Here is a 25,199-nt window from a genome sequence, read left to right on the forward strand (position 1 = left end):
CTCGATCGAGCCGTCGGTCGCGCCGACCATTGGGTGGCTCGGGGCGACGTTCGTCAAGCAACGGCCGAAAAGCCGTTTGCAAAACGCCGCATAACCTTTAGAATATGCGGCCTTTCGGGCTATGAGCCCAGTGCGCAATCTGGTTTTGCAGCACACCGACTACAGGAACGATGTTCACATGGTAACCATCCGTCTTGCCCGTGGCGGCTCCAAGAAGCGCCCCTTCTACCACCTGACCGTGACCAACAGCCGCAACGCCCGTGACGGTCGTTTTGTCGAGCGTATCGGTTTCTTCAATCCGATCGCTTCGGGTGCCGAAGCGAAGCTGTCCGTGGATCAGGATCGTGCCGCCTACTGGCTGAGCCAGGGTGCCCAGCCGTCCGAGCGCGTTGCCCAGCTGCTCAAGGAAGCTGCCAAGGCGACCGCCTGAGTCCGATATGGAAGCGACGCCAGCATCCGCCGATGAGCTGATCGTTCTCGGCAAAATCACCTCGGTGCATGGCGTTCGCGGGGACGTGAAGGTCTATTCCTTCACCGATCCGATCGACAACCTGCTGGAATATCGTCGCTGGACGCTCAGACACGGCGATGAACTGCGGCAGGTAGAGCTGGTCCGGGGGCGCCTGCAGGGCAAGGTTCTGGTGGCCAAGCTGAAAGGGATCGATGATCGCGACGAGGCGCGAGCCTTGGCGGATTACGAGATCTGTGTCCCTCTCGCTCAACTGCCCGATCTAGAAGAGGGCGAGTACTACTGGCGTCAGCTGGAAGGCTTGCGAGTGATCGATCAGGCGGGCCGGTTGCTCGGCAGGATCGACCATCTGCTGGAGACCGGCGCGAACGATGTGCTGGTGGTCAAGCCTTGCAGCGGCAGTCTGGACGCTCGCGAGCGCCTGTTGCCCTATACGGAGCAGTGCGTGTTGCAGGTCGATCTGGCGGCCGGCGAGATGCGGGTGGACTGGGATGCGGATTTCTGACCGTGCACGTCGAAGTCATCAGCATCTTTCCGGAAATGTTCGCCGCGATTCGCGATTACGGCATCACCAGCCGTGCGGTGAAGCAGGGGCGGCTCGAACTCAATTGCTGGAATCCGCGCAGTTTCACCGAGGACCGCCACCAGACGGTGGATGATCGTCCGTTCGGCGGCGGGCCCGGCATGGTGATGAAAATCCAGCCTCTGGAGCGTGCCTTGGCCGCCGCCAGGCAGGCGACCGGGGGGCGGGCGAAGGTGATCTACCTGTCGCCCCAGGGCCGTCCGCTGACGCAGCAGGCGGTGCGCGAACTGGCTCGCGAGGAGGCGCTGATCCTCATCGCCGGCCGCTACGAGGGCATCGACGAGCGTTTCATCGAGGCCCACGTCGACGAGGAGTGGTCGATCGGCGACTACGTGCTTTCCGGCGGGGAGCTGCCGGCGATGGTGCTGATCGATGCGGTGACGCGGTTGTTGCCTGGAGCGTTGGGGCACGCGGATTCCGCCGAGGAGGACTCGTTCAGCGACGGCCTGCTCGACTGCCCGCACTACACCCGCCCGGAGGTGTATGAGGGCAAAGGTGTTCCTGAGGTGCTGCTCAGCGGTAATCATGAACACATCCGGCGCTGGCGTTTGCAGCAGTCCCTTGGGCGGACCTGGGAGCGTCGCGCCGATCTTCTGGATAGCCGCTCGCTTTCTGGAGAAGAGCAAAAGCTGTTGGCGGAATATCTTCGCCAGCGGGACGATAGTTAACGTATCGATGGCAGGCCAGGAGCTTGCCTTAGGAGCATTCAGATGACCAACAAGATCATTCAGCAGCTCGAAGCCGAGCAGATGAGCAAAGAAATTCCGGCCTTCGCCCCGGGCGACACCGTGATCGTGCAAGTCAAGGTGAAGGAAGGCGATCGCCAGCGTCTGCAGGCTTTCGAGGGTGTGGTCATCGGCAAGCGCAACCGCGGCCTGAACAGCGCCTTCACCGTGCGCAAGATCTCCAGCGGCGTGGGCGTCGAGCGTACTTTCCAGACCTACAGCCCGCTGGTCGAGAGCATCTCCGTCAAGCGCCGCGGTGACGTGCGCAAGGCCAAGCTGTATTATCTCCGCGACCTGTCCGGCAAGGCGGCTCGTATCAAGGAAAAGCTTTCCTGATCGATGCTTTCTCAACGAAGAAGCAGCCGCAAGGCTGCTTTTTCGTTTGTACGCCTATCGATGGGCAGGTTAGTTCTGCCTTGCAGCGCACAACAACAACATCCCGCCAGTGGCAGCCATCTATTCTTTCATCGGGAAGTAGTGGCATGACCCCTAGAGAGCAAGAAATCCAGCGTCGGATCGAGTTGTCCGAAACCCGCATCACCAAAGCGGTCTTTCCGTTCACCACCAACCACCACAACACCCTGTTCGGCGGCACCGCGCTGGGCTGGATGGACGAGATCTCGTTCATCACCGCAACGCGCTTCTGCCGGCTGCCGACCGTCACGGTTTCCTCGGACCGGGTCGATTTCAAACACCCGATCCCAGGCGGCTCGATCGTCGAACTGGTCGGCCGGGTGGTGAAGGTCGGCAACACCAGTTGCAAGGTCGAGGTGGAAATCTTCGTCGAGGGAATGTATTGCGGTACCCGCGAGAAGGCGATTACCGGCGTGTTCAGCTTTGTCGCCATCGACGAGGAAAAGCGGCCGCGGGCGATACTGCCCGACTTTCCCGTGGGAAGGGACGAGGCGGCCTGACCGGGCTACCGCCGCCAGCGGGTCGTTAGGCTCCGCGGGCGGCGCTCTTTTGTTCGTGTTTGCAAGGATCAGCATGCCTGCCGTCGAACATCCGCAGATCGAGTGTTTCCTCGAATCCCTCTGGCTGGAGAAGGGGCTTTCGGCGCATACCCGTGCGGCCTATCGCAGCGATCTCGAGCTGTTCAACGGTTGGCTGGGCGAACGCGGTCTGGGGCTGGTCGAGGTGGGGCGCGAGCCGATCCTCGATCACCTGGCCTGGCGTGTCGATGCCGGCTACAAGGCCCGCTCCACGGCGCGCTTCCTCTCCGGCCTGCGCGGTTTCTTCCGCTACCTGCTGCGCGAGGGGGTGATCGCCAGCGATCCGACCTTGCAGGTGGATCTGCCGCAGCTGGGTCGGCCCCTGCCCAAATCCCTCTCCGAAGCCGATGTCGAAGCACTGCTGGCCGCGCCGGAAAGCGGCGATCCGCTCGGTCTGCGCGACCGGGCCATGCTCGAGGTGCTCTATGCCTGCGGGCTGCGCGTCAGCGAGCTGGTCGGCTTGCGCCTGGAGCAGCTGAACCTGCGCCAGGGGGTGGTGCGGGTGCTCGGCAAGGGCAGCAAGGAACGCCTGGTGCCGCTGGGCGAGGAGGCCATCGCCTGGCTTGAACGGCATCTGGCCGAGGCTCGGCCGCTGCTGCTGGGGGGCAGGCCGAGCGACGTGCTTTTCCCCAGTCTGCGCGGCGAGCAGATGACCCGGCAGACCTTTTGGCACCGCATCAAGCATCATGCTCAAGTGGCGGGAATCGGCAAGAGCCTGTCGCCGCATACCCTGCGCCATGCTTTCGCCACCCACCTGCTCAACCATGGCGCCGACTTGCGCGTAGTGCAGATGCTCCTCGGCCATAGCGACCTGTCGACCACCCAGATCTACACCCATGTCGCCCGGGCACGCCTGCAGGAGCTGCACGCGCGGCATCATCCGCGCGGCTGAGGGGCCGTCCGCCAGGCCCTGCCTGTGATAGGCTCTGCCCCATTCGCACCGTCCCTCCGGAGTACCCATGCGTGTTTCCTCCCTTTTCGCTGCCGCGGCGCTCGGCCTGGCAAGCACTCTGGCCCTGGCCGCCGACCCCGATCAGGCCATTCGCAAGGCCCTGCAGCAGATGCAACCGGGACTGCCGATCGAGGCCATCGCCGAAAGTCCGATGGCGGGGCTCTACCAGGTTCAGCTGAAGGGCGGACGGATGCTCTATGCCAGTGCCGACGGTCAGTTCGTCATGCAGGGTTACCTGTATCAGTTCAAGGACGGCAAGCCGCTCAACCTCACCGAGCAGGCAGAAAGCCAGGCCGTGGCGAAGACCATCAATGGCATACCGGCCAGCGAGATGGTGATCTTCGCGCCCCAGGAGCCGAAGACCCATATCACCGTCTTCACCGACACCGACACCGACTGCGGCTACTGCCAGAAGCTGCACAGCGAGGTGCCCGAGCTGAACCGGCTCGGCGTCGAGGTGCGCTATGTGGCCTTCCCGCGCCAGGGCGTCGGCTCCCATGGCTACGGGGATCTGGTCAGCGTCTGGTGCGCCAAGGACCGCCAGGCGGCAATGAACAAGGCCAAGGCGCGCGAGAAGGTGCCGACCGCCACCTGCGACAACCCGGTGGCCAGGCAGTTCGAGCTGGGCCAGATGATCGGCGTGCAGGGCACCCCTGCCGTGGTGCTGGCCAACGGGCAGATGATCCCCGGCTACCAGCCGGCGGCGCAGCTGGCCAAGCAGGCGCTGGCTGCCCAGGCGACCAACTGACCGGCCGGCCGCCAGGCCGCGATGCCGGTGCTCTGCGGGCGTCGCGCCAATTGACTAAAGTCTGAGCGCTTCGTAAGGTGCGGCTCTTTTCTCTGCGGCCGGGGTATGCTCGGCCGTTTTCTGCGGTGAAGATGGGGAGTTTCAGCGTGAAACCGGTCAAAGTAGGCATCTGTGGACTGGGTACCGTCGGTGGCGGCACCTTCAATGTGCTCAAACGCAATGCCGAGGAGATCGCCCGCCGCGCCGGGCGTGAAATCGAGATTGCCCAGATTGCCATGCGCAGCGCCAACCCGAAATGCGACATCGCCGGCACCCCCATCGCCGCCGACGTTTTCGAGCTGGTCGACAACCCGGAGATCGAGGTCGTCGTCGAGCTGATCGGTGGTTGCAGCCTGGCCCGCGAGCTGGTGCTCAAGGCCATCGGCAACGGCAAGCACGTGGTCACCGCGAACAAGGCGCTGATTGCCGTGCACGGCGACGAGATCTTCGCCAAGGCCCGCGAGAAGGGCGTGATCGTCGCCTTCGAGGCGGCGGTGGCCGGCGGCATCCCGGTAATCAAGGCGATCCGCGAGGGGCTGGCCGGCAACCGCATCAACTGGGTGGCCGGCATCATCAACGGCACCGGCAACTTCATCCTCAGCGAAATGCGCGAGAAGGGCCGGGCCTTCGCCGACGTCCTCAAGGAAGCCCAGGCGCTGGGCTATGCCGAGGCCGACCCGACCTTCGACGTGGAGGGCATCGATGCCGCCCACAAGCTGACCATTCTCGCCTCGATCGCCTTCGGCATTCCGCTGCAGTTCGACAAGGCCTACACCGAAGGCATCTCCCGGCTGACCAGCGCCGACGTCAACTATGCCGAGGCGCTGGGCTACCGCATCAAGCACCTGGGCATCGCGCGGCGCACCGCCGAGGGCTTCGAGCTGCGCGTGCATCCCACGCTGATTCCCGCCGACCGGCTGATCGCCAACGTCAACGGCGTGATGAACGCGGTGATGGTCAACGGCGATGCGGTGGGTTCGACCCTGTTCTGCGGCGCCGGTGCCGGCATGGAGCCGACCGCCTCGGCGGTGGTGGCCGATCTGGTGGACGTGGTCCGCGCGATGACCTCCGACCCGGAGAACCGCGTGCCGCACCTGGCCTTCCAGCCCGACTCGCTGTCGGCCCACCCGGTCCTGCCGATCGGCCAGTGCGAGAGCGCCTACTACCTGCGTATCCAGGCCCAGGACCATCCGGGCGTGCTGGCCCAGGTGGCGAGCATCCTGTCCGAGCGCGGGATCAACATCGAGTCCATCATGCAGAAGGAAGCCGAGGAGCAAGACGGTCTGGTGCCGATGATCCTGGTCACCCACCGGGTCCGGGAGTTCTGCATCGATGAGGCCATCGCCGCGATGGAGGCCCTCGAGGGCGTGGCCGGAAAGGTCGTCCGCATCCGCGTCGAACAGCTCAACTAAGTCAGCTACCAGCCGCCCGCCGCCCGCCGCAGGTATCCGAGTCGCTGCGGTCCGGGGCCTGCGGCTCGAACCGAAGGTTTGCACACATGCGCTACATCAGCACCCGCGGCCAGGCCCCGGCCCTGAATTTCGAAGACGTGCTGCTGGCGGGTCTTGCCAGCGACGGCGGCCTCTACGTGCCGGAGAACCTGCCGCGCTTCACCGTCGAGGAGATTGCCTCCTGGGCCGGCCTGCCGTACCACGAGCTGGCCTTCCGGGTGATGCGCCCGTTCGTCGCCGGCTCGATTGCCGACGCCGACTTCAAGGCGATCCTCGAGGACACCTACGGCGCCTTCGCCCACGGCGCGGTGGCACCGCTGCGCCAGCTGGACGGCAACGAGTGGGTGCTCGAGCTGTTCCACGGTCCGACCCTGGCGTTCAAGGACTTCGCCCTGCAACTGCTCGGCCGCCTGCTCGACCATGTGCTGACCAAGCGCGGCGAGCGCGTGGTGATCATAGGCGCCACCTCCGGCGACACCGGCTCGGCGGCCATCGAGGGTTGCCGCCGCTGCGAGAACGTCGACATCTTCATCCTCCATCCGCACCAGCGGGTATCCGAGGTGCAGCGCCGGCAGATGACGACCATCCTCGGCGAAAACATCCACAACATCGCCATCGAGGGCAACTTCGACGACTGCCAGGAGATGGTCAAGGCCAGCTTCGCCGACCAGGGCTTCCTCAAGGGCACCCGGCTGGTAGCGGTCAACTCGATCAACTGGGCGCGGATCATGGCCCAGATCGTCTATTACTTCCATGCCGCCATCCAGCTCGGCGCGCCGCATCGTTCGGTGGCTTTCTCGGTACCGACCGGCAACTTCGGCGACATTTTCGCCGGTTACCTGGCGCGCAACATGGGCCTGCCGGTCAACCAGTTGATCGTCGCCACCAACCGCAACGACATCCTGCACCGTTTCATGTCCGGCAACCGCTACGACAAGGACACCTTGCATCCGACCTTGTCGCCGTCCATGGATATCATGGTGTCGTCCAACTTCGAGCGCCTGCTGTTCGACCTGCACGGCCGTAACGGCGCCGCCGTCGCCGCGCTGCTCGACACCTTCAAGACGACCGGCAAGCTGGTGGTGGAAGACGACCGCTGGACCGAGGCGCGCCGGCTGTTCGACTCCCTGGCGGTGGACGATGAGGCCACCTGCCGGACCATCGCCGAGGTGTACGGCCAGTGCGGCGAACTGCTCGACCCGCACACTGCCATCGGCGTGCGGGCGGCCCGCGAGTGCCGGCGCAGCCTAGCGATTCCCATGGTCATTCTCGGTACCGCCCATCCGGTCAAATTCCCCGAGGCCGTGGAGAAGGCCGGCGTCGCCCAGGCCCCGGCCCTGCCGGCGCACCTGGCCGACCTGTTCCAGCGTCCCGAGCGCTGCACTGTGCTGGCCAACGACCTGAAGGCTGTGCAGGGCTTCGTCGGCCAGCACGGCAACCGCGGCAAGCCGCTGTGAGACGCGCCGCCGCGCTTGCCTAGAACGCGCCACCAGTCGGACCACGAAGCCGCTTCCCGGTAGGGGAAGCGGCTTTTTTCATTCCGCCGCCGCCTGCCGGCGCATCGCCTGGCCGGTCATGGCCGCTCCATCGATTGTCATCTTTCTCCCCTCAATATGGGCGAAGCGGCTCGATGCCCGGGTGTCCGGGCGGGCGGAAACTTTCCGTGCGCTGGCAAGTCATTTGCAGGCTATAAGCAGCCTTCTCATCACCTGAGGTGTTTGGATATGGAGAGCACGCGTGCATTGCTGGTCGAGGCGCTGGCGCCTTACAAGATCGACATGGGAGCGGTTCGCCCGGATGGAAGTTGGTTGCTGAGGTTGCAGAACGGGGTCGGCGAGATCCTGATCGAGCGCCTGCTCCGTCCGGCGCAGTTGACGGACAAGTGGTTGCTCATCGATGTGGTGGATGGCATCCATCGCGACCTGCGGATCCTCGAGGGGCGTCTCTCGCCCAAGGTGATCGCGGCACTGGAGCGGGGGCAATGCGCCAGGCAGAGCGCCACGTTCTGATCGTCGGCGAACCACGAAAGGCCCTGCGCAAACCGCGGGGCCTTTCGTTTGGCGGCCCGCCGCAGGCGGCGTGCTGTCGGTGTCAGATCGCCCCGTTTTCGCGCAATGCGGCGATCCGCTCTGCACTGTAACCGAGCGCCTCCAGCAGCTCGGCGGTGTGCTCGCCCAGTGCCGGCCCCACCCAGTCCGCCGAACCGGGCGTCTCTGACAGCTTGGGCACGATGCCCGGCATCCTGAACGGCTTGCCGTCCGGCAGGCGGGCGGAAAGGAACATCTCGCGGGCGAGGAACTGCGGGTCGGCGACCATGTCCTCCACCGAATAGATGCGGCTGGCCGGCACCTCGGCGCGATTGAGCAGGGCCAGGGCCTGGTCCGCCGGCAGCGTCGCGGCCCAGCGGTCGATCACTCCGTAGAGTTCGTCGCGACGCGCGTCGCGGCCGGCGTTATCGGCGAGCGTCGGATCGTCGGCCAGATCAAGACGGCCGATGGCCTGCATGAAGCGCCGGAAGATCGCGTCGCCGTTGGCGCCGATCTGCAGGTGGCGGCCGTCGGCGCAGGTGTGGATGGAGGAGGGGGTGATGCCGGGCATGATGTTGCCGCTGCGTTCGCGGATGAAGCCGAACACGTCGAACTCCGGCACCAGGCTTTCCATCATGGCGAACACCGCCTCGTAGAGCGCCACGTCCACCATCTGGCCCTGGCCGCCGCCGACCTCGCGATGGCGCAGCGCCATGAGCGCGCCGATCACTCCCCAGAGCGCGGCAATGGAGTCGCCGATGGAGATGCCGGTGCGCACCGGTGGGCGATCCGGAAAGCCGGTGATGTAACGCAGCCCGCCCATCGACTCGCCGACCGCGCCGAAGCCCGGCTGTTCCTTCAGCGGCCCGCTCTGGCCGAAGCCCGAGAGGCGCACCATCACCAGCTGGGGGTTGAGCGCATGCAGCGTTTCCCAGCCGAGGCCGAGCTTTTCCAGTACGCCGGGGCGGAAGTTCTCGATCAGGATGTCCGCCCCGGCGAGCAACTGCCTGAGGATCGCCAGACCGTCCGGGTGCTTGAGGTTGAGGGTGAGCGATTTCTTGTTGCGCGCCTGGACGAACCACCACAGCGAGGTGCCCTCGTAGAGCTTGCGCCACTTGCGTAGCGGATCGCCGCCATCGGGCGACTCGACCTTGATCACCTCGGCGCCGAACTCCGCGCAGAGGCGTGCGGCGAAGGGGCCGGCGATCAGACTGCCGAGTTCGATCACCTTCAGACCGGCGAGGGGTTTGGTTGGGCTGGGCATGGCGTGGCGTCCGTCGGACTGGCGATGGCGGCGACTCTAACCCGCAGTCCCGCCCCGGACCAGCCCAGGGGCGCTGCGAAAGGTGGCGGACCGTCACACGGCGCAGGTAGAGTGGATCATTCCGGATGTCCCTCCCTGCCCATGACCCTGCATCTGCCCACGCTCTTCCTGCTGGATATCTACATGCTCACCTTGCTGGGCGGTCTGATGCTGCATGCCTGGCGGCGCAGCAAGAGCGAGGCGACCCTCGGTTGCATGGCCGGCACGCTTCTGCTGGCGGCGCTGGGCGCGCTGGTCGTCGGCTTGCGCGGCATGGGGGTGGACATCCTGTCCATCCTGCTCGGCAATATGCTGCTGCAACTGGCGAGCGGAGTGGGCTGGGCGGCCATGCGCGTATTCGTCGGCCGGCGGCTCTGCTGGCCGGGAGTCGCTGCCGGCGCGCTGCTGTGGGGGCTGCTCGGCCTGTGGCCGTACTTCATGAGCTCGGTCTCGTTGCGGGTGACGATCAGCACCCTGCTGACCGTTCTCTACACCACGCTGACGGCATGGGAGCTGTGGCGCGTGCGCCGGCAGCTGGAGGTTGCCATCGCTCCGGCGCTGGCACTGCTGCTGGTGCACGCACTCTTCTGCGCAGGCCTTCTGCTGGTGAGCCGCGGGCCGGCCATCGAGCGGATGTGGGACGGGCTGGATCACGGTTTCCTGACCTGGCGGTTGCTGGAAACCTTCCTGTTCGCCATCAGCATTGCCTTCGTCATCCTGGCCATGGTCCGCGAGCGGGCCGAGCTGCGCTACCGGGCCGCGGCCGAGCGCGACCCGCTGACCAACATCGGCAACCGCCGGGCCTTCACTGGCAATGCCGAGGCCCGGCTGGCCCGTTGCGTCGCCGAGGACCGCCCGGCGGCCCTGCTACTCTGCGACCTCGACCACTTCAAGCAACTGAACGACAGCCATGGCCACGCCACGGGCGATGCGGCGCTGGTCGCCTTCGGCCGCCTGCTGGCGCTGGGCATCCGCCAGCAGGATGTCTGCGGGTGCATCGGCGGCGAGGAGTTCGCCTGCCTGCTGCCTGCGGCCGACGAAGCGGTGGCGTTGCAGGTGGCCGAGCGCATCCGCCAGGCGTGCAGCGAGCTGCTGCTGGAGCCGGAGGTACGGGTCAGCGTCAGCATCGGCGTCGCCTCCACGGAGCAGGCCGGCTACGACCTGTCCCGCCTGCTGGCGCTGGCCGACCAGGCGCTGTACCGGGCCAAGGCCGGCGGCCGCGATCGGGTCGAGCGCTTTGCCGGCTGAGCGCTGACGCCCGGTGTCCGGATTCGGGGTACACTTGCCGCCCCTCGGATCGGATCGGACGCCTGCCATGGCCCTGCAAGCCACCCCCTACAAAGTCGAACTCAACCTCACCGACCTGGATCGCGGGGTCTACGAGAACCTGCGCTTCACCGTCGCTCGGCATCCCTCGGAGACCGAGGAGCGTCTGGCCGTGCGGCTGATCGCCTATGCCCTGTGGTACGACGAGCAACTGGCCTTCGGACGCGGCCTGTCGGACGTCGACGAGCCGGCGTTGTGGCAGAAGAGCCTCGACGACCGCATCCTGCACTGGATCGAGGTCGGCCAGCCGGATGCCGAGCGCCTGACCTGGTGCTCGCGGCGCGCCGAGCGGACCAGCCTGCTGGCCTACGGCAGCCTGCGGGTGTGGCAGGGCAAGGTCGTCGACGCGGTGAAGGGCCTGAAGAACCTCTCCATCGCCGCCGTCGATGCCGAGGCGCTGGGTGCGTTGGCTCGGGACCTGCCGCGGAGCATCCAGTGGAGCGTGATGATCAGCGACGGCGAACTGTTCGTCACCGACGAGCGCGGCCAGCACGAGGTTCCCCTGGAGTGGCTGCTCGGCGAGCGCTGATCGCCGTTTCTTCGTAGGAGCAAATTCATTTGCGATCGGCTTTGCTCCCCAATGCGCTTACCGCCATAGAATTTGAGTCCCTTCCCCCGTCATGCGTATCGAACCCCGCCCGCTGCCCGAACGACTGCCCGACCTGGGCGACCTGCCGCCGCTGCTGACCCGCCTCTATGCCGCCCGCGGCGTGCAGTCCGCCGCCGAGCTGGACAAGGGGCTGGCGCGGCTGCTGCCCTACGGCCAGCTCAAGGGTATCGCGGCGGCGGTGGAGCTGCTGGTCGAGGCGTTGTGCGAGCGCCGGCGCATTCTCTTCGTCGGCGACTTCGATGCCGACGGCGCCACCGCCAGCACGGTCGGCGTGCTCGGTCTGCGCCTGCTCGGCGCGGCGCAGGTCGACTACCTAGTGCCGAACCGTTTCGAGTACGGCTACGGCCTGACCTCCGAAATCGTCGCCGTGGCCCTGGAGCGCCGGCCGGAACTCCTGGTGACGGTGGACAACGGCATCTCCAGCCTCGACGGCGTGGCCGCGGCCCGGGCCGCCGGTCTCAAGGTGCTGGTCACCGACCACCACCTGCCGGGCCTCGAGCTGCCGGCGGCGGATGCCATCGTCAATCCCAACCAGTCGGGCTGCGATTTCCCCAGCAAGGCGATGGCCGGGGTCGGGGTGATCTTCTACGTGCTGCTGGCGCTGCGCGCCCGGCTGCGCGAGCTGGGCTGGTTCGAGCGGGAAGGGCGGGCCGAGCCGAATTTGGCCGAGCTGCTCGACTTGGTCGCCCTGGGCAGCGTCGCCGACGTGGTGCCGCTGGATGCCAACAATCGCATCCTGGTCCACCAGGGGCTGGCGCGGATCCGCGCCGGGCGGGCGCGGCCGGGCCTGCGCGCGCTGCTCGAAGTGGCCGGGCGCGACCACCGGCGGATCACCGCTACCGATCTCGGCTTCATCCTCGGGCCGCGGTTGAACGCCGCTGGGCGGCTGGACGACATGTCCCTCGGCATCGAGTGCCTGCTCTGCGAGGACGAGGTGCTGGCCCGCGACATGGCGGTGCAGCTCGACCAGCTCAACCAGGACCGCAAGGCCATCGAGCAGGGCATGCAGCGCGAGGCGCTGGCCCAGCTCCGCGAGCTACCGGAGCAGGAGCTGCCCTTCGGCCTCTGTTTGTTCGAGCCGGACTGGCACCAGGGAGTGATCGGCATCCTCGCCGCGCGCCTCAAGGAGCGCTACCACCGCCCGGCCATCGCCTTCGCCGATGCCGGCGACGGCCTGCTCAAGGGATCGGCGCGCTCGGTGCCGGGCTTCCACATCCGCGATGCGCTGGATGCGGTGGCGGCACGCCATCCGGGACTGATCGACAAGTTCGGCGGGCACGCCATGGCTGCCGGACTGTCCCTGCCGCAGGAGAACCTCGGCGCCTTCGCCGCGGCCTTCGACGCCGAAGTGCGCCGCCAGCTCGGCGCCGACGATCTGACCGGGCGGCTGCTCTCCGACGGCCGGCTCGGTGTCGAGGAATTCCACCTCGAGCTGGCCCGCGCCCTGCGCCAGGCCGGCCCCTGGGGACAGCATTTTCCCGAGCCGTTGTTTCACGGGGTATTCCAGATCGTCCAGCAGCGTCTGGTCGGCGAGCGCCACCTGAAGCTGATGGTGCGCAGCGAGTGCGGCGCCGTGCAGCTCGATGCCATCGCCTTCAACGTCGATCGCGAGCGCTGGCCGAACCCCACGGTGCGCTGGGCCGAGCTGGCCTACCGGCTGGACGTCAACGAGTACCGTGGGCAGGAAAGCCTGCAACTGCTGGTGGTGTACATCGAGCCGCGCTGAACCACTGGCCTGGAAAGGGGCTTTAATGGAGGATGTCTCCGGTTTTTCTTCCATAGCAGACGAGGCCTTCCATGACCCAGCTTTTCCAGCCGTACACCCTGCGCCAGCTGACCCTGCCCAACCGCATCGTCGTCTCGCCCATGTGCCAGTATTCAGCGAAGGATGGGCTGGCCAACGACTGGCACCTGGTGCACCTGGGCAGTCGCGCGGTGGGCGGGGCCGGACTGGTGATCGTCGAGGCCACCGCGGTTGCTCCCGAGGGGCGGATCTCCGCCGAGGACCTCGGCCTCTGGTGCGACGAGCAGATCGAGCCGCTGCGCCGCATCACCGCCTTCATCGAGGCCCAGGGCTCGGTGGCCGGCGTCCAACTGGCCCATGCCGGGCGCAAGGCGGGCGTCTGGCAGCCCTGGCTGGGCCGGCCGGGCAGCGTGCCGCTCGCAGAGGGTGGCTGGACCCCGGTCGGCCCTTCGGCGATTCCCTTCGATCCCCGCCACGCGGTGCCTGAGGCGCTCGACGAGGCGCGCATCGGCGAGCTCGTCCGGTCCTTCGTGCGCGCCGCCGAGCGCGCCCTGGCCGCCGGCTTCAAGGTCGCCGAGCTGCATGCCGCCCATGGCTATCTGCTGCATCAGTTCCTCTCGCCGCTGTCCAACCAGCGGCGCGACCAGTATGGCGGTAGCTTCGACAACCGCATCCGCCTGCTGCTGGAGGTCACCGAGGCGGTGCGGGCGGTGTGGCCGCAGGCGCTGCCGCTGTTCGTCCGCCTGTCGGCCACCGACTGGGTGGAGGACGGCTGGAACCCGGAGGAGACGGTGGAGCTGGCGCGGCGTCTGAAAGAGCTGGGCGTCGATCTCATCGATGTGTCTTCCGGCGGCACTGCGGCGACGGCGGAAATTCCCATCGGGCCGGGCTACCAGACCCGCTTCGCCGAACAGGTGCGCCGCGAGGCGGGGATCGCCACCGGCGCGGTGGGCATGATCACCGAGGCGGCGCAGGCCGAGCACATCCTGCGCACCGGTCAGGCCGACCTGATCCTGCTGGCCCGCGAGCTTCTGCGCGATCCCTACTGGCCGTTGCACGCCGCCGATTTCCTCGGCGACAAGTCGGTGGCCTGGCCGGCGCAGTACGTCCGTGCGGCGCACCGCGACACGCCGATCCGCCCGCTGGCGGAGTGACAGGCCGTCTCCATTGCAGGCTGCCAGTGGCGGGCGAGTCGGGTATACTCGCAGGCTTTTCCCAAGTTCCACCTGCGAGTGCCGCCAGCCATGGAAATCAATCCTATCCTGAACAGCATCAAGGACCTGTCCGAGCGCACCCAGACCATTCGGGGGTATCTTTGACTACGATCACAAGCGTGATCGTCTGACCGAGGTCGAGCGCGAGCTCGAGGACCCGAACGTCTGGAACAACCCGGAATACGCGCAGAACCTGGGCCGCGAGCGCGCCCAGCTGGCGCAGATCGTCGAGACCCTGGACGAGATGAGCAGCGGGCTGGCCGACTCCAGCGACCTGCTGGAAATGGCTGCCGAGGAGAACGACGAGGGTGCAGTGAACGACGTCGCCGTCGAGGTTGAGCGTCTGCGCGGGATTCTCGAGGGGCTCGAGTTCCGCCGCATGTTCAGCGGCGAGATGGATTCGCGCAACGCCTACCTGGACATCCAGGCCGGCTCCGGCGGTACCGAGGCCCAGGACTGGGCCAACATGCTGCTGCGCATGTACCTGCGCTGGGCCGACAAGCACGGCTTCGATGCCACCATCATGGAACTCTCCGAGGGCGAGGTCGCCGGCATCAAGGGCGCCACCGTGCACGTCAAGGGCGAATACGCCTTCGGCTGGCTGCGCACCGAGATCGGCGTGCACCGCCTGGTGCGCAAGAGCCCGTTCGACTCCGGCAACCGCCGGCATACCTCGTTCACCGCGGTGTTCGCCTCGCCGGAAATCGACGACAACATCGAGATCGAAATCAACCCGGCCGACCTGCGCATCGACACCTATCGCTCCTCCGGCGCCGGCGGCCAGCACGTGAACACCACCGACTCCGCGGTGCGGATCACCCACCTGCCGACCAATACCGTGGTGAGCTGCCAGAACGAGCGTTCCCAGCACGCCAACAAGGACACGGCGATGAAGATGCTGCGCGCCAAGCTCTACGAGCTGGAGGTGCAGAAGCGCAACGCCGCCGCCCAGGCCCTGGAGGACACCAAGTCCGACATCGGCTGGGGCCACCAGATCCGCTCCTACGTGCTCGACCAGTCGCGGATCAAGGATCTGCGCACCGGCATCGAGAACAGCAACTGCGACGCGGTACTGGACGGCGATCTCGACGAGTTCATCGAGGCCAGTCTCAAGCAGGGACTGTAAGGCTGCTGCGCAGCCGGATCGGGCCTTCGATGTTTTGACTCTCTCTCCCGCTGGCGGGAGAGAGCGGGGGAGAGGATGCTGCAAGGCTGCTCCTCCTGACCCTCCCCGGCGGGGCGAGGGGATGCAACCCACCAGGAACATGACACGACCATGAGCGAACAACCGCTGAACCAGCATGCCCTCCACGAGGAAGAAAACAAGCTGATCGCCCTGCGCAAGGAAAAGCTTGCCGCCGAGCGCGCGAAAGGCAACGCCTTCCCCAACGACTTCCGCCGCGACAGCTACTGCGCCGACCTGCAGAAGCGCTACGCCGAGACGGGCAAGGAGGAACTGGAGGCGGCAGCGATCCCGGTCCGGGTGGCCGGGCGCATCATGCTCAACCGCGGGGCCTTCATGGTCATCCAGGACATGACCGGACGTCTCCAGCTCTATGTCGACCGCAAGGGGCTGCCGGAGGACACCCTGGAAGCCCTCAAGCACTGGGACCTGGGCGACATCATCGCCGCCGAGGGTACCCTGGCGCGTTCCGGCAAGGGCGACCTCTACGTGCACATGCAGAGCGTGCGCCTGCTGACCAAGTCGCTGCGTCCGCTGCCGGACAAGCACCACGGCCTGACCGACACCGAGCAGCGCTACCGCCAGCGCTACGTCGACCTGATGGTCAACGAGGAAACCCGCCACACCTTCCGCGTGCGCTCGCAGATCATCGGCTATGTCCGCAAGTTCCTCGCCGAGCGCGAGTTCCTCGAAGTGGAAACGCCGATGCTCCAGGTCATCCCCGGCGGCGCCGCGGCCAAGCCCTTCCAGACCCACCACAACGCGCTGGACCTGCCGATGTTCCTGCGCATCGCCCCCGAACTCTACCTCAAGCGCCTGGTGGTCGGCGGCTTCGAGCGGGTCTTCGAGATCAACCGCAACTTCCGCAACGAAGGTGTCTCGACCCGCCACAACCCCGAGTTCACCATGCTCGAGTTCTACCAGGCCTACGCCGACTACGAGGACAACATGGACCTCACCGAGCAGCTGTTCCGCGAGCTGGCGCAGCTGGTGCTGGGAACCACCGACGTGCCCTACCAGGGCAAGGTGTTCCACTTCGGCGAGCCGTTCGCCCGCCTGTCGGTGTTCGACTCGATCCTCCAGTACAACCCGGAGATCTCTGCCGAGGACCTGCGCGACGTCGAGAAATGCCGCGCCATCGCTAAGCAGGCCGGTGCCGGCGTCAAGGGCTTCGAGGGCCTGGGCAAGCTGCAGACGATGATTTTCGAGGAACTGGTCGAGCACCGCCTGGAGCAGCCGACCTTCATCACGCGCTATCCCTTCGAGGTTTCGCCGCTGGCGCGGCGCAGCGACGACGACCCGAGTGTCACCGACCGCTTCGAGCTGTTCATCGGCGGTCGCGAGATCGCCAATGCTTACTCCGAGCTGAACGATGCCGAGGACCAGGCCGAGCGCTTCATGCAGCAGGTCAGGGACAAGGATGCCGGCGACGACGAGGCCATGCACTTCGACGCCGATTTCGTCCGCGCCCTGGAGTATGGTATGCCGCCGACCGCCGGCGAGGGCATCGGCATCGACCGCCTGGTGATGCTGCTGACCGATTCGCCGTCGATCCGCGATGTGATCCTCTTCCCGCACATGCGCCCGGAACTCTGAGCCGGCGCCGCCCCCGTCGTTTCCCCCAAGCCCGCCCGATGGCGGGCTTTTCGTTGGCAGACTCCGCCGGCGAATTTGTGCGCGAAGGCTGCACAAGCTGGCATCAAGGTGCCATTATGGATTGCTTCCGGCGCCGAAAGCCCTAACAATGGGGGCAGGTCTTAGTTGGAAAAGGATGCCCGTCTTGACCCAGTTCCTTCCTCTGGACAGCGCCGCCCGCATGGCCAGCGCTGTCGCCCACAGTGTTCAGTATCACGGTCGAAAGACCAGCCGGCGTGGCAGCGAGCAGCGCCGTCAGGCGATCCTCGACGCCGCCATGCGCATCATCGTCCGCGACGGCGTGCGCGCCGTGCGCCACCGGGCGGTGGCCGCCGAGGCCGGTGTGCCGCTGTCGGCCACCACCTACTACTTCAAGGACATCGACGACCTGCTGACGGACACCTTCGCGCTGTTCGTCGAGCACAGCGCAGCCTACATGGCGGGCTTCTGGGAGCACACCCAGGGGTTGCTGCTGGAAGAGGTCGGCCGCCTGGACGACAGCGCCGAGTCGCGCCGTCGCCTGGCCGAGGAAATCGCCCGGCTGGCGGTGGGCTATGTGCGTCACCAGCTGCACTTCCGGCGCGACGAGCTGGTCGCCGAGCAGGCCTTCCAGCAGGAGGCGTTGATCAATCCGCGCTTGCACGATCTGGCCCGCTCCCACCGACGGATCCTTCAGCAGGGCGCCATCCAGTTCTTCCAGGTGCTCGGTTCGCAGCATCCGGAGCAGGATGCCAGCGTGATGACCGGGATCATCGGGCGCATGGAGTACCAGGGCCTGCTCGACGGCCCGGGGCGTCTGGATGGAGAGGAGATGCTGGCTATTCTCAGTCGTTATATGTACTTGGTGCTCGGACTCTGAGGGACTGACCCCGCTCGCCGCTGGCGTCGGGGCGGGAGCACGCGCGGCAGGCCGAATTCGCCGTGGCTTGGCAGGCGCGCCGCTGGTATCTTTCCCCGCCGGGCTGGCGGCCACCCCCGGCGGGGCTTGGGTCCGGTCGTCCGGGCGCTCCCGTTGCCCCGATGTTTTCAGCAAAGTGGTGCGCCATCGGGCCCGGCGCGCTGGCCAGTGAGAGTCGATGAGCAGACGCAGCAAGCCGCTGGACGATTACCAGCAGATCATCCGCAGCCTTTCCGACCGGCTGGTCGAGGCGCAGACGCCGATCCGCGTACTGGATGCGGTGAAGTGGGACGACGGGGTTCGCCAGAGTTTCTTCGCCGCCGGTTGCCGCAAGCTGCCGCCGGTGGACCGGGCCTACTACGAGAGTCGTCCGCTGTCCTTCGATCCGGTGGCGAAGAAGCAGGAATTCCAGAGCATCGAGCGGGACATCACCCGCCAGCTCGGCCAGTTCAGTCCGGTCGGGCAGATCATGCGGCGCATGTGCAAGGAGTACCGCATGGTCATCCGCATGCTCGAGGCGCGGGGTACCGCAGACTTCGGGCTGATTTCCGAGGAACTCTACGGTGCCGCCTCCGACGCCTTCCATGCCGGCGACCCGACCCTGGCCGATCTCGGCCTGATGCTCTCCGACTACCTGAACCAGATCGCCGGCCGCGGCGACCTCAAGGACGAGCCCAAGACCCTCAATGCCAGTGCCGCCGTGCAGATGCTCCAGGAGCGCCTGAACCGGGTGTTCGGCGGCAAGGAGGGGACGGTCCGCGTGTTCGAGTCCGACGGCATCGTCGCCGACGCTGCGGCCGGCGCCGACTACATCAAGATCCGCAGCGACGCGCTGTTCAACGAGCGCGACGTGCGGGCTTTGGAGGTGCACGAGGGGCTGGTCCATGTGGCCACCACGCTCAACGGGCAGAGCCAGCCGATCTGCACCTTCCTGGCCAAGGGCCCGCCGTCGTCCACGGTGACCCAGGAGGGCCTGGCGATCCTGATGGAGGTGATCGCCTTCGCCTCCTACCCGAGCCGCCTGCGCAAGCTGACCAATCGCACCCGGGCCATCCACATGGCCGAGCAGGGAGCGAACTTCCTGGACATCTTCGAATTCTTCCGCGACCAGGGGCTCGACGACGAGGACAGCTACACCAATGTCAGCCGCGTGTTCCGCGGCTCGCGGCCGGACGGCATGCCCTTCACCAAGGACCTGTCGTATCTGCGGGGCTTCATCCTGATCTACAACTACATCCAGCTGGCGGTGCGCAAGGGCAAGCTGGAGCAGATTCCGCTGCTGTTCTGCGGCAAGACCACCCTGGAGGACATGCGCACCCTGCGCCAACTGGTCGACCAGGGCCTGGTGGTGCCGCCGAAGTATCTGCCCGAGCAGTTCCGCGACCTCAACGCGCTATCGGCCTGGATGTGCTTCTCCAACTTTCTCAACCACCTCAGCATGGAGCGGATCGAGGCCGACTACGCGAACATCCTCTGAGCCGCGCGGCGTGCGGCGCTTTACGCCGCCAGGCGCCGTGCCGGCCGAGTCCGCGGGGTATCCTTGCGGCCTTACCGTCTCGATAAGGACTACCCATGGCCAGCCATCAGCTCGACTACGAAATCCTCGGTTCCCACGCCCAGTCGGTGGAGATCATCCTCGATCCCGGCGAAACGGTGGTCGCCGAGGCCGGCGCGATGAACTACATGACCGAGGGCGTGCGTTTCGAGACCCGGATGGGCGACGGCTCGGAAAGCGGCGTGCTGGGCAAGCTGTGGGGCATGGGCAAGCGCATGCTGACCGGCGAGTCGCTGTTCATGACGCACTTCTCCAATCACGGCAAGAAACAGGCTCGGGTCGCCTTCGCTGCACCCTATCCGGGCACCGTGGTGCCGGTGGACCTCGCCGCGATCGGCGGCACCCTGATCTGCCAGAAGGACAGCTTCCTCTGCGCGGCGCGGGGTACCGAGATCGGCATCAGTTTCAGCAAGCGCATCGGCGCCGGCTTCTTCGGCGGCGAGGGCTTCATCCTGCAGAGGCTTTCTGGCGACGGTCTGGCCTTCCTGCATGCCGGCGGTGCGGTGATCCGCAAGGAGCTGCACGACGAGACCCTGCGCCTGGATACCGGTTGCCTGGTGGGCTTCAGCGAGGGCATCGACTACGACATCCAGCTGGCCGGCGGGCTGAAGAGCATGCTGTTCGGCGGCGAGGGCATTCTTCTCGCAACCCTCAAGGGCACCGGTACCGTCTGGCTGCAGAGCCTGCCGTTCTCGCGGCTGGCCGAGCGGATCTACGAGGCGACCGTCAAGGCCCGCGAGGATGTGCGCGGCGGTGGCGACTGATGTCCCGTCCCGGGCGAGCACTGTGGCTGATGCTGCTCGGCCTGGCGCTGGTCGGTACCGGCTGCAGCGCCCTGCTGTTCTACCCCGAGCCCGGTCAGCCCATCACGCCGCAGGCGGCCGGGCTGGACTACCGCGACGTCTATTTCAGCGCTGCCGACGGCACGCGCCTGCATGCCTGGTGGTTGCCGGCCAAGGCCGGGACGACGGTGAAGGGCACCGTGCTGCACCTGCACGGCAACGGCGGCAACCTGGCCTGGCACCTGGGCGGCAGTTGGTGGCTGCCCAAGCGGGGCTGGCAGGTGCTGCTGCTGGATTACCGCGGCTACGGGCTGTCCGAGGGCTCGCCCGCCCTGCCCGAGGTATATCGCGACCTGGAGGCGGCCTTCGCCTGGCTGGAAAGGGAGCCGGCGGTGCGCGGCAAACCGCTCGCCGTGCTCGGCCAGAGTCTCGGCGGCGCCCTGGCGGTGCATTTTCTGGCGCAGCAGCCGCCGCGCCGCGCCCAGGTGTCGGCGCTGGTGCTCGACGGCGTACCGGCCAGCTACCGGGAGGTGGCCCGCCACCTGCTGGCCGGCGGCTGGCTGACCTGGCCGCTGCAGGTGCCGCTGTCCTGGCTGGTGCCGGACGGCGACAGCGCCGTCGCGGCCATGCCGGAACTGCAGGGGTTGCCCGTGCTGATCTACCATAGCCGCGACGACTCGCTGGTGCCCCTTGCCAATGGCTTGCGCCTGTATCAGGCGGCACTTCCGCCGCGACGCTTCCAGTTGACCCGCGGCGAGCACGTGCAGACTTTCGGCGAGCCGGCGTGGCGTGCGCTGATGCTGCGCTTTCTCGCCGATCCGCGGGGAACGAGCGCGCTGGCCAAACCTTCCCTCGATGAGATTTCCCGATGAGCGCGACCACTCCCGTCCACCTGATCCTCACCGCCGTCGGCAGCGTCGCCGCCACGGTGGTAGTGCTCGGCTACTACGGCTATCTGCATGTGGCCAAGCCGGAAGACGCCTTGCTGCTGGCGGACTTCACCATGCTCAAGACGGTCCCCGGCGAGGATTACCGGGTTTCCCTGAAGCCGGCCAGCCAGGTGGCGCAGTGCATCGACGGCGTGCTGGTGCTGTTCGACACCGAGCAGAAGGGCCTCACCGGTGTGCTGGTGGATAGACGCCGGCAGGCGGTGCGCTGCCTGGGCCAGGAAACTCCGCAGGTCGAGCGGTGAAGATCGAAATCTGGGAGGGCGATCTGACCCGCCTGGCGGTGGATGCGCTGGTCAATGCCGCCAATTCCAGCCTGCTCGGTGGCGGTGGGGTGGACGGCGCCATCCATCGCGCCGCCGGGCCGGAGCTGCTTGCCGCCTGCCATCGACTGGGCGGCTGTCCGACCGGCGAGGCGCGCCTGACCCCTGGTTTTCGCCTGCCGGCACGCTACGTGATCCATACCGTCGGTCCGGTCTGGCAGGGCGGCGGCCACGGCGAGGCGCAGCTGCTCGCCGCCTGCTACCGCAACAGCCTGACCCTGGCCGAGCGCCACGGGCTGGCCAGCATCGCCTTTCCGGCGATCAGCTGCGGCATCTACGGCTATCCGGCGGAGCAGGCGGCAGCCATCGCCGTGGCCGAGCTGCGCGGCCCGCGTCCGGTCGACAGTTCCCTGCGCCAAGCGCTGCTGGTGGCTTTTTCGGCGGAGATGGCCGCCCTCTATCGACGCCTGCTGGATGCCTGACCCTCAGTGGCTGGGGGCTTCGTTCCGGGCGACCATTTCCTGCAGGTAGCGGCGCGACAGGGCGAGAAAGCGCGGTGTCGGGCCGATGTCCTCGTAGAGTGGGTCGCCCTGCTCGTCGGTGGCGACGATCTGGCTGCCCTTCACGTAGGGCATGCTGGCCTCCAGTTCCTCAAGGGCCGCGCCGATCAGTTCGCCGAGCAGTTCCTCGGCGCTGCGTCTGGGATACATCTCGGCCAGCGCGGAAAGCCGTGCGGCGGATTCCAGATCGAGACGGATCTGGTAGCTGCTGGGCGTCAGACGGCCTCTGGCGCTGCGCTCCCAGTGCTGGATCAGTTCGCGGATCTTCATTGGGCACCTCATCCTGCTGCATGGGCTGCCGGACGACCGACCGGGCCATGGCGTGTCGTGCTCGGTATGAATTCAGCCTAGCTCAGCCGCGCCGCCCCTTGTCAGAAATCGGCATGCTGTGCACTCTAGCTCTCAAGCGATCCGGCCCGACGGGGAGAAGCCGCCGGTTGTCCGGTCGGCCCACATTCCCGGTGTGCTGCTGGAGGTTGCCATGGAGGAAATCGACGCCCGCCTGCGCGAGGAGGTTCGCCTGCTCGGCGAGTTGCTTGGCGAATACATCCATGCCCAGTGCGGCGAGCGCTTCTTCGACAAGATCGAGCGCATCCGCCTGGGGGCCAAGACGGGGCGCCTCGGCTCGGAGGAGGGCGCCGAACAGCTGACCAGCACCCTGGGCGAGCTGCAGGATGACGAGCTGCTGCCGGTGGCGCGGGCTTTCAGCCAGTTCCTCAACCTGGCCAACATCGCCGAGCAGTATCACGAGATTCGCCGCCGCGGCCCCGACGAGCCGGTCCCCTTCGCGCTGCGCGCCCTGCCCGAGCTGCTCGGCCGGCTGCTCGCCGGCGGGCATGCCGCCGACGCGCTGGCCCGCCAGCTCGGCCGGTTGGAGATCGATCTGGTGCTCACCGCCCATCCCACCGAGGTGACGCGCCGCACCCTGATCCGCAAGTACGAGGCGATCGCCGCCGAGCTGGCGGTGCTGGATCACAGCGACTTGCTGTCGGCCGAGCGCGAAGAGGTGCGCGAACGCCTGCGCCGGTTGATCGCCGAGGCCTGGCACACCGACGAGATCCGCCGCAGTCGGCCGACGCCGGTGGACGAGGCCAAATGGGGGTTCTCGGTGGTCGAGCATTCCCTCTGGCAGGCCGTGCCGGCCTTCCTGCGCAGCGTCGACCGGGCGCTGCACCAGGCCACCGGGCTGCATCTGCCGCTGGGGGCGGCGCCGATCCGCTTCTCCTCCTGGATGGGCGGCGACCGCGACGGCAATCCCAATGTCACCGCAGCGGTCACCCGCGAGGTGCTGCTGCTGGCGCGCTGGGCGGCCGCCGATCTCTATCTGCGCGATGTCGACCAGCTGGCCGCCGAGCTGTCCATGCAGGAGGCGAGCAGCGAGCTGCGCGCCCAGGTTGGCGAGGTCGACGAGCCCTACCGGATCCTGCTCAAGCAGCTGCGCGAGCGCCTGCTCGCCACCCGCGACTGGGCGGCGGCGGCCCAGCACGGCGAGCCACTGCGGTCGTCGGCGGTATTGCAGAGCAACCGCGAACTCCTGCAGCCGCTGGAGCTTTGCTATCGCTCGCTGCATGCCTGCGGCATGGGGCTGATCGCCGACGGTCCGCTGCTCGACTGCCTGCGCCGGGCGGCCACCTTCGGCCTGTTCCTGGTGCGCCTGGACATCCGTCAGGACGCCGCCCGGCATGCCGCGGCGCTCAGCGAGATCACCGAATACCTGGGGCTCGGTCGTTACGCCGAGTGGGACGAGGACGCCCGCACCGCCTTCCTGGTGCGCGAGCTGGACAATCGCCGGCCGCTGTTGCCGGTGCATTTTCCCGCCTCGGCGGAGACCGCCGAGGTCCTCGCCACCTGCCGCGAGGTGGCGCTGGCGCCGGCGGCCTCGCTGGGCTCCTACGTCATCTCCATGGCCGGCGCGCCCTCCGACGTGCTGGCCGTGCAACTGCTGCTCAAGGAGTGCGGCCTGCAGCGGCCGATGCGCGTGGTGCCGCTGTTCGAGACCCTGGACGACCTGGAGCAGGCCGCGCCGACGGTGGAGCGGCTGCTGCTGCTGCCGGGCTACCGCGCCCGTCTGCACGGTCCGCAGGAGGTGATGATCGGTTATTCCGACTCGGCCAAGGACGGCGGCACCACGGCCGCCGCCTGGGCGCAGTACCGCGCCCAGGAGGGGCTGGTGGAGGTCTGCCGCCGGCAGGGCGTCGAGCTGCTGCTGTTCCACGGCCGCGGCGGCACCGTCGGCCGCGGCGGCGGTCCGGCCCATGCGGCGATTCTCTCGCAGCCGCCGGGCTCGGTGGCCGGGCGCTTCCGCACCACAGAGCAGGGCGAGATGATCCGCTTCAAGTTCGGCCTGCCGGACACCGCCGTGCAGAACCTCAACCTCTACCTGGCGGCCGTCCTCGAGGCCACCCTGCAGCCGCCGCCGGCACCGGAGCCGGCCTGGCGGGAGCTGATGGACCGCCTGGCCGCCGACGGCCTGACCGCCTATCGCGGCGTGGTGCGCGAGCATCCGCAGTTCGTCGAGTATTTCCGCCAGGCCACTCCGGAGCAGGAGCTCGGCCGCCTGCCGTTGGGCAGCCGTCCGGCCAAGCGGCGGGCCGGCGGGATCGAGAGCCTGCGGGCGATTCCCTGGATCTTCGCCTGGACCCAGACCCGCCTGATGCTGCCGGCCTGGCTGGGCTGGGAGACGGCCCTGAGCAATGCCCTGGCCCGCGGCGAGGGCGAGCTGCTCGAGCGGATGCGCAGGTACTGGCCGTTCTTCGGGACGCGCATCGACATGCTGGAGATGGTCCTGGCCAAATCCGACGCCGCCATCGCCTGGCTGTACGACGAGCGACTGGTCGAGCCGCACCTGCGCGGACTCGGCCAGCAGCTGCGTGGCCTTTTGTCGCAAGCCTGCGACGCCGTCCTCGAACTGACGGGGCAGGAGCGCCTGCTCGGCCACAATCCGGAGGTCCGCGCCGCCTTCAGCGTGCGCAATACTTATCTGGATCCCTTGCACTTGCTGCAGGTCGAACTGCTGGCGCGCTACCGGCAGCGTCAGGAGCAGACCGGCAGCCCCGTGGAGCAGGCACTGCTGGTCAGCGTGGCGGGCATCGCCGCCGGTTTGCGCAATACTGGCTGAAAAGAGCAATGGAGCGGCGCGGGCGCAGAGGAGGTTCGGCATGCGGTGCGATCATGCTTTTCGCCGACAATTTCT

General features: G+C 67.3%; 25 protein-coding genes. 23 read left to right on the top strand and 2 right to left on the bottom strand.

What is annotated here, in order from left to right; all coding sequences use genetic code 11:
* Window positions 1-178 precede the first annotated feature (178 nt).
* The 10 genes from rpsP (at window position 179) to BMY22_RS04710 (ending at window position 7,968) form a co-directional block, all read left to right on the top strand.
* Window positions 179-430, top strand: coding sequence for a 30S ribosomal protein S16 (rpsP, locus tag BMY22_RS04665; protein WP_090619955.1), 252 nt, complete (start codon window positions 179-181; stop codon window positions 428-430).
* A 7-nt stretch (window positions 431-437) separates the two neighbouring features.
* The gene (gene rimM / locus BMY22_RS04670; RefSeq protein WP_090619957.1) at window positions 438-974 is read left to right on the top strand and encodes a ribosome maturation factor RimM; all 537 of its coding nucleotides are present in this window, start codon (window positions 438-440) and stop codon (window positions 972-974) included.
* A 2-nt stretch (window positions 975-976) separates the two neighbouring features.
* A complete protein-coding gene (gene trmD / locus BMY22_RS04675; RefSeq protein ID WP_090619959.1) occupies window positions 977-1,720 on the top strand; it encodes a tRNA (guanosine(37)-N1)-methyltransferase TrmD in 744 nt (247 codons plus the stop codon).
* A 42-nt stretch (window positions 1,721-1,762) separates the two neighbouring features.
* Window positions 1,763-2,113 carry a 50S ribosomal protein L19 gene (gene rplS, locus BMY22_RS04680; protein WP_090619960.1) on the top strand — a complete coding sequence of 117 codons (351 nt, stop codon included), beginning with the start codon at window positions 1,763-1,765 and terminating at the stop codon, window positions 2,111-2,113.
* A gap of 146 nt (window positions 2,114-2,259) precedes the next feature.
* On the top strand, window positions 2,260-2,691 hold the full coding sequence (locus BMY22_RS04685; RefSeq protein WP_090619962.1) for an acyl-CoA thioesterase: 432 nt from the start codon (window positions 2,260-2,262) through the stop codon (window positions 2,689-2,691).
* 73 nt (window positions 2,692-2,764) lie between these two features.
* The gene (gene xerD, locus BMY22_RS04690) at window positions 2,765-3,661 is read left to right on the top strand and encodes a site-specific tyrosine recombinase XerD (RefSeq protein ID WP_090619964.1); all 897 of its coding nucleotides are present in this window, start codon (window positions 2,765-2,767) and stop codon (window positions 3,659-3,661) included.
* Between the two features lie 67 nt (window positions 3,662-3,728).
* Entirely contained in the window at window positions 3,729-4,469 is a 741-nt protein-coding gene (locus BMY22_RS04695) for a disulfide isomerase DsbC N-terminal domain-containing protein (RefSeq protein ID WP_090619965.1), read from the top strand.
* Between the two features lie 146 nt (window positions 4,470-4,615).
* Window positions 4,616-5,920 carry a homoserine dehydrogenase gene (locus tag BMY22_RS04700; protein WP_090619967.1) on the top strand — a complete coding sequence of 435 codons (1,305 nt, stop codon included), beginning with the start codon at window positions 4,616-4,618 and terminating at the stop codon, window positions 5,918-5,920.
* 86 nt (window positions 5,921-6,006) lie between these two features.
* The gene (thrC, locus tag BMY22_RS04705; protein ID WP_090619969.1) at window positions 6,007-7,416 is read left to right on the top strand and encodes a threonine synthase; all 1,410 of its coding nucleotides are present in this window, start codon (window positions 6,007-6,009) and stop codon (window positions 7,414-7,416) included.
* 267 nt (window positions 7,417-7,683) lie between these two features.
* Entirely contained in the window at window positions 7,684-7,968 is a 285-nt protein-coding gene (locus BMY22_RS04710; protein ID WP_090619970.1) for a DUF3509 domain-containing protein, read from the top strand.
* Between the two features lie 82 nt (window positions 7,969-8,050).
* On the opposite strand, the gene BMY22_RS04715 is transcribed toward BMY22_RS04710, so the two are convergent.
* The gene (locus BMY22_RS04715; RefSeq protein WP_090619972.1) at window positions 8,051-9,250 is read right to left on the bottom strand and encodes a CaiB/BaiF CoA transferase family protein; all 1,200 of its coding nucleotides are present in this window, start codon (window positions 9,248-9,250) and stop codon (window positions 8,051-8,053) included.
* A 141-nt stretch (window positions 9,251-9,391) separates the two neighbouring features.
* Between BMY22_RS04715 and BMY22_RS04720 the strand changes: the two genes are divergently transcribed.
* From BMY22_RS04720 to BMY22_RS04775, 12 genes are all read left to right on the top strand, one after another.
* Entirely contained in the window at window positions 9,392-10,537 is a 1,146-nt protein-coding gene (locus BMY22_RS04720) for a GGDEF domain-containing protein (RefSeq protein ID WP_090619973.1), read from the top strand.
* A 67-nt stretch (window positions 10,538-10,604) separates the two neighbouring features.
* On the top strand, window positions 10,605-11,144 hold the full coding sequence (locus BMY22_RS04725) for a YaeQ family protein (protein ID WP_090619975.1): 540 nt from the start codon (window positions 10,605-10,607) through the stop codon (window positions 11,142-11,144).
* Between the two features lie 91 nt (window positions 11,145-11,235).
* The gene (gene recJ, locus BMY22_RS04730; protein ID WP_090619976.1) at window positions 11,236-12,951 is read left to right on the top strand and encodes a single-stranded-DNA-specific exonuclease RecJ; all 1,716 of its coding nucleotides are present in this window, start codon (window positions 11,236-11,238) and stop codon (window positions 12,949-12,951) included.
* Between the two features lie 71 nt (window positions 12,952-13,022).
* A complete protein-coding gene (locus BMY22_RS04735) occupies window positions 13,023-14,123 on the top strand; it encodes an NADH:flavin oxidoreductase/NADH oxidase (protein ID WP_090619977.1) in 1,101 nt (366 codons plus the stop codon).
* 90 nt (window positions 14,124-14,213) lie between these two features.
* Window positions 14,214-15,309 (top strand): peptide chain release factor 2 gene (prfB, locus tag BMY22_RS04740; RefSeq protein ID WP_143068455.1). Its coding sequence is split into 2 segments (ribosomal slippage): window positions 14,214-14,285 and window positions 14,287-15,309, totalling 1,095 coding nucleotides; the frame shifts between segments, so codons are not numbered across the junction.
* Window positions 15,310-15,459: 150 nt separating this feature from the next.
* Window positions 15,460-16,962 (top strand): lysine--tRNA ligase, encoded by a 1,503-nt coding sequence (gene lysS / locus BMY22_RS04745; protein ID WP_090619979.1) that lies wholly within the window; start codon window positions 15,460-15,462, stop codon window positions 16,960-16,962.
* A gap of 184 nt (window positions 16,963-17,146) precedes the next feature.
* Window positions 17,147-17,860, top strand: a complete 714-nt coding sequence (locus BMY22_RS04750; protein ID WP_090619980.1) for a TetR/AcrR family transcriptional regulator — start codon at window positions 17,147-17,149, stop codon at window positions 17,858-17,860.
* A 217-nt stretch (window positions 17,861-18,077) separates the two neighbouring features.
* Window positions 18,078-19,376 (top strand): flavohemoglobin expression-modulating QEGLA motif protein, encoded by a 1,299-nt coding sequence (locus BMY22_RS04755; protein ID WP_090619981.1) that lies wholly within the window; start codon window positions 18,078-18,080, stop codon window positions 19,374-19,376.
* 95 nt (window positions 19,377-19,471) lie between these two features.
* A complete protein-coding gene (locus BMY22_RS04760) occupies window positions 19,472-20,218 on the top strand; it encodes a TIGR00266 family protein (protein ID WP_090619983.1) in 747 nt (248 codons plus the stop codon).
* Entirely contained in the window at window positions 20,218-21,108 is an 891-nt protein-coding gene (locus BMY22_RS04765) for an alpha/beta hydrolase (protein ID WP_090619984.1), read from the top strand. Before BMY22_RS04760 ends, BMY22_RS04765 begins: the two co-directional genes overlap by 1 nt.
* Window positions 21,105-21,428 carry a PA3694 family proteiin gene (locus BMY22_RS04770; RefSeq protein ID WP_090619986.1) on the top strand — a complete coding sequence of 108 codons (324 nt, stop codon included), beginning with the start codon at window positions 21,105-21,107 and terminating at the stop codon, window positions 21,426-21,428. The genes BMY22_RS04765 and BMY22_RS04770 overlap by 4 nt, the downstream gene beginning before the upstream one ends.
* On the top strand, window positions 21,425-21,928 hold the full coding sequence (locus BMY22_RS04775) for an O-acetyl-ADP-ribose deacetylase (RefSeq protein WP_090619987.1): 504 nt from the start codon (window positions 21,425-21,427) through the stop codon (window positions 21,926-21,928). The genes BMY22_RS04770 and BMY22_RS04775 overlap by 4 nt, the downstream gene beginning before the upstream one ends.
* A 3-nt stretch (window positions 21,929-21,931) precedes the next feature.
* Here the strand turns inward: BMY22_RS04775 and BMY22_RS04780 are convergent, their stop codons facing one another.
* Window positions 21,932-22,276 (bottom strand): pilin assembly protein, encoded by a 345-nt coding sequence (locus BMY22_RS04780; RefSeq protein WP_090619989.1) that lies wholly within the window; start codon window positions 22,274-22,276, stop codon window positions 21,932-21,934.
* 211 nt (window positions 22,277-22,487) lie between these two features.
* On the opposite strand from BMY22_RS04780, the gene ppc reads away from it, so the two are divergent.
* A complete protein-coding gene (gene ppc / locus BMY22_RS04785; RefSeq protein ID WP_090619990.1) occupies window positions 22,488-25,124 on the top strand; it encodes a phosphoenolpyruvate carboxylase in 2,637 nt (878 codons plus the stop codon).
* The last annotated feature ends 75 nt before the right edge of the window (window positions 25,125-25,199 follow it).

This window comes from Azotobacter beijerinckii (assembly GCF_900110885.1).
GTDB classification, from domain to species: domain Bacteria; phylum Pseudomonadota; class Gammaproteobacteria; order Pseudomonadales; family Pseudomonadaceae; genus Azotobacter; species Azotobacter beijerinckii.

Coding starts and splice junctions, on each gene's coding strand:
- rpsP (WP_090619955.1), top strand. CDS start 179: ATGGTAACCATCCGTCTTGCCCGTGGCGGCTCCAAGAAGCGCCCCTTC.
- rimM (WP_090619957.1), top strand. CDS start 438: ATGGAAGCGACGCCAGCATCCGCCGATGAGCTGATCGTTCTCGGCAAA.
- rplS (WP_090619960.1), top strand. CDS start 1,763: ATGACCAACAAGATCATTCAGCAGCTCGAAGCCGAGCAGATGAGCAAA.
- BMY22_RS04685 (WP_090619962.1), top strand. CDS start 2,260: ATGACCCCTAGAGAGCAAGAAATCCAGCGTCGGATCGAGTTGTCCGAA.
- xerD (WP_090619964.1), top strand. CDS start 2,765: ATGCCTGCCGTCGAACATCCGCAGATCGAGTGTTTCCTCGAATCCCTC.
- BMY22_RS04695 (WP_090619965.1), top strand. CDS start 3,729: ATGCGTGTTTCCTCCCTTTTCGCTGCCGCGGCGCTCGGCCTGGCAAGC.
- thrC (WP_090619969.1), top strand. CDS start 6,007: ATGCGCTACATCAGCACCCGCGGCCAGGCCCCGGCCCTGAATTTCGAA.
- BMY22_RS04710 (WP_090619970.1), top strand. CDS start 7,684: ATGGAGAGCACGCGTGCATTGCTGGTCGAGGCGCTGGCGCCTTACAAG.
- BMY22_RS04715 (WP_090619972.1), bottom strand. CDS start 9,250: ATGCCCAGCCCAACCAAACCCCTCGCCGGTCTGAAGGTGATCGAACTC.
- BMY22_RS04720 (WP_090619973.1), top strand. CDS start 9,392: ATGACCCTGCATCTGCCCACGCTCTTCCTGCTGGATATCTACATGCTC.
- BMY22_RS04725 (WP_090619975.1), top strand. CDS start 10,605: ATGGCCCTGCAAGCCACCCCCTACAAAGTCGAACTCAACCTCACCGAC.
- recJ (WP_090619976.1), top strand. CDS start 11,236: ATGCGTATCGAACCCCGCCCGCTGCCCGAACGACTGCCCGACCTGGGC.
- BMY22_RS04735 (WP_090619977.1), top strand. CDS start 13,023: ATGACCCAGCTTTTCCAGCCGTACACCCTGCGCCAGCTGACCCTGCCC.
- lysS (WP_090619979.1), top strand. CDS start 15,460: ATGAGCGAACAACCGCTGAACCAGCATGCCCTCCACGAGGAAGAAAAC.
- BMY22_RS04755 (WP_090619981.1), top strand. CDS start 18,078: ATGAGCAGACGCAGCAAGCCGCTGGACGATTACCAGCAGATCATCCGC.
- BMY22_RS04760 (WP_090619983.1), top strand. CDS start 19,472: ATGGCCAGCCATCAGCTCGACTACGAAATCCTCGGTTCCCACGCCCAG.
- BMY22_RS04765 (WP_090619984.1), top strand. CDS start 20,218: ATGTCCCGTCCCGGGCGAGCACTGTGGCTGATGCTGCTCGGCCTGGCG.
- BMY22_RS04770 (WP_090619986.1), top strand. CDS start 21,105: ATGAGCGCGACCACTCCCGTCCACCTGATCCTCACCGCCGTCGGCAGC.
- BMY22_RS04780 (WP_090619989.1), bottom strand. CDS start 22,276: ATGAAGATCCGCGAACTGATCCAGCACTGGGAGCGCAGCGCCAGAGGC.
- ppc (WP_090619990.1), top strand. CDS start 22,488: ATGGAGGAAATCGACGCCCGCCTGCGCGAGGAGGTTCGCCTGCTCGGC.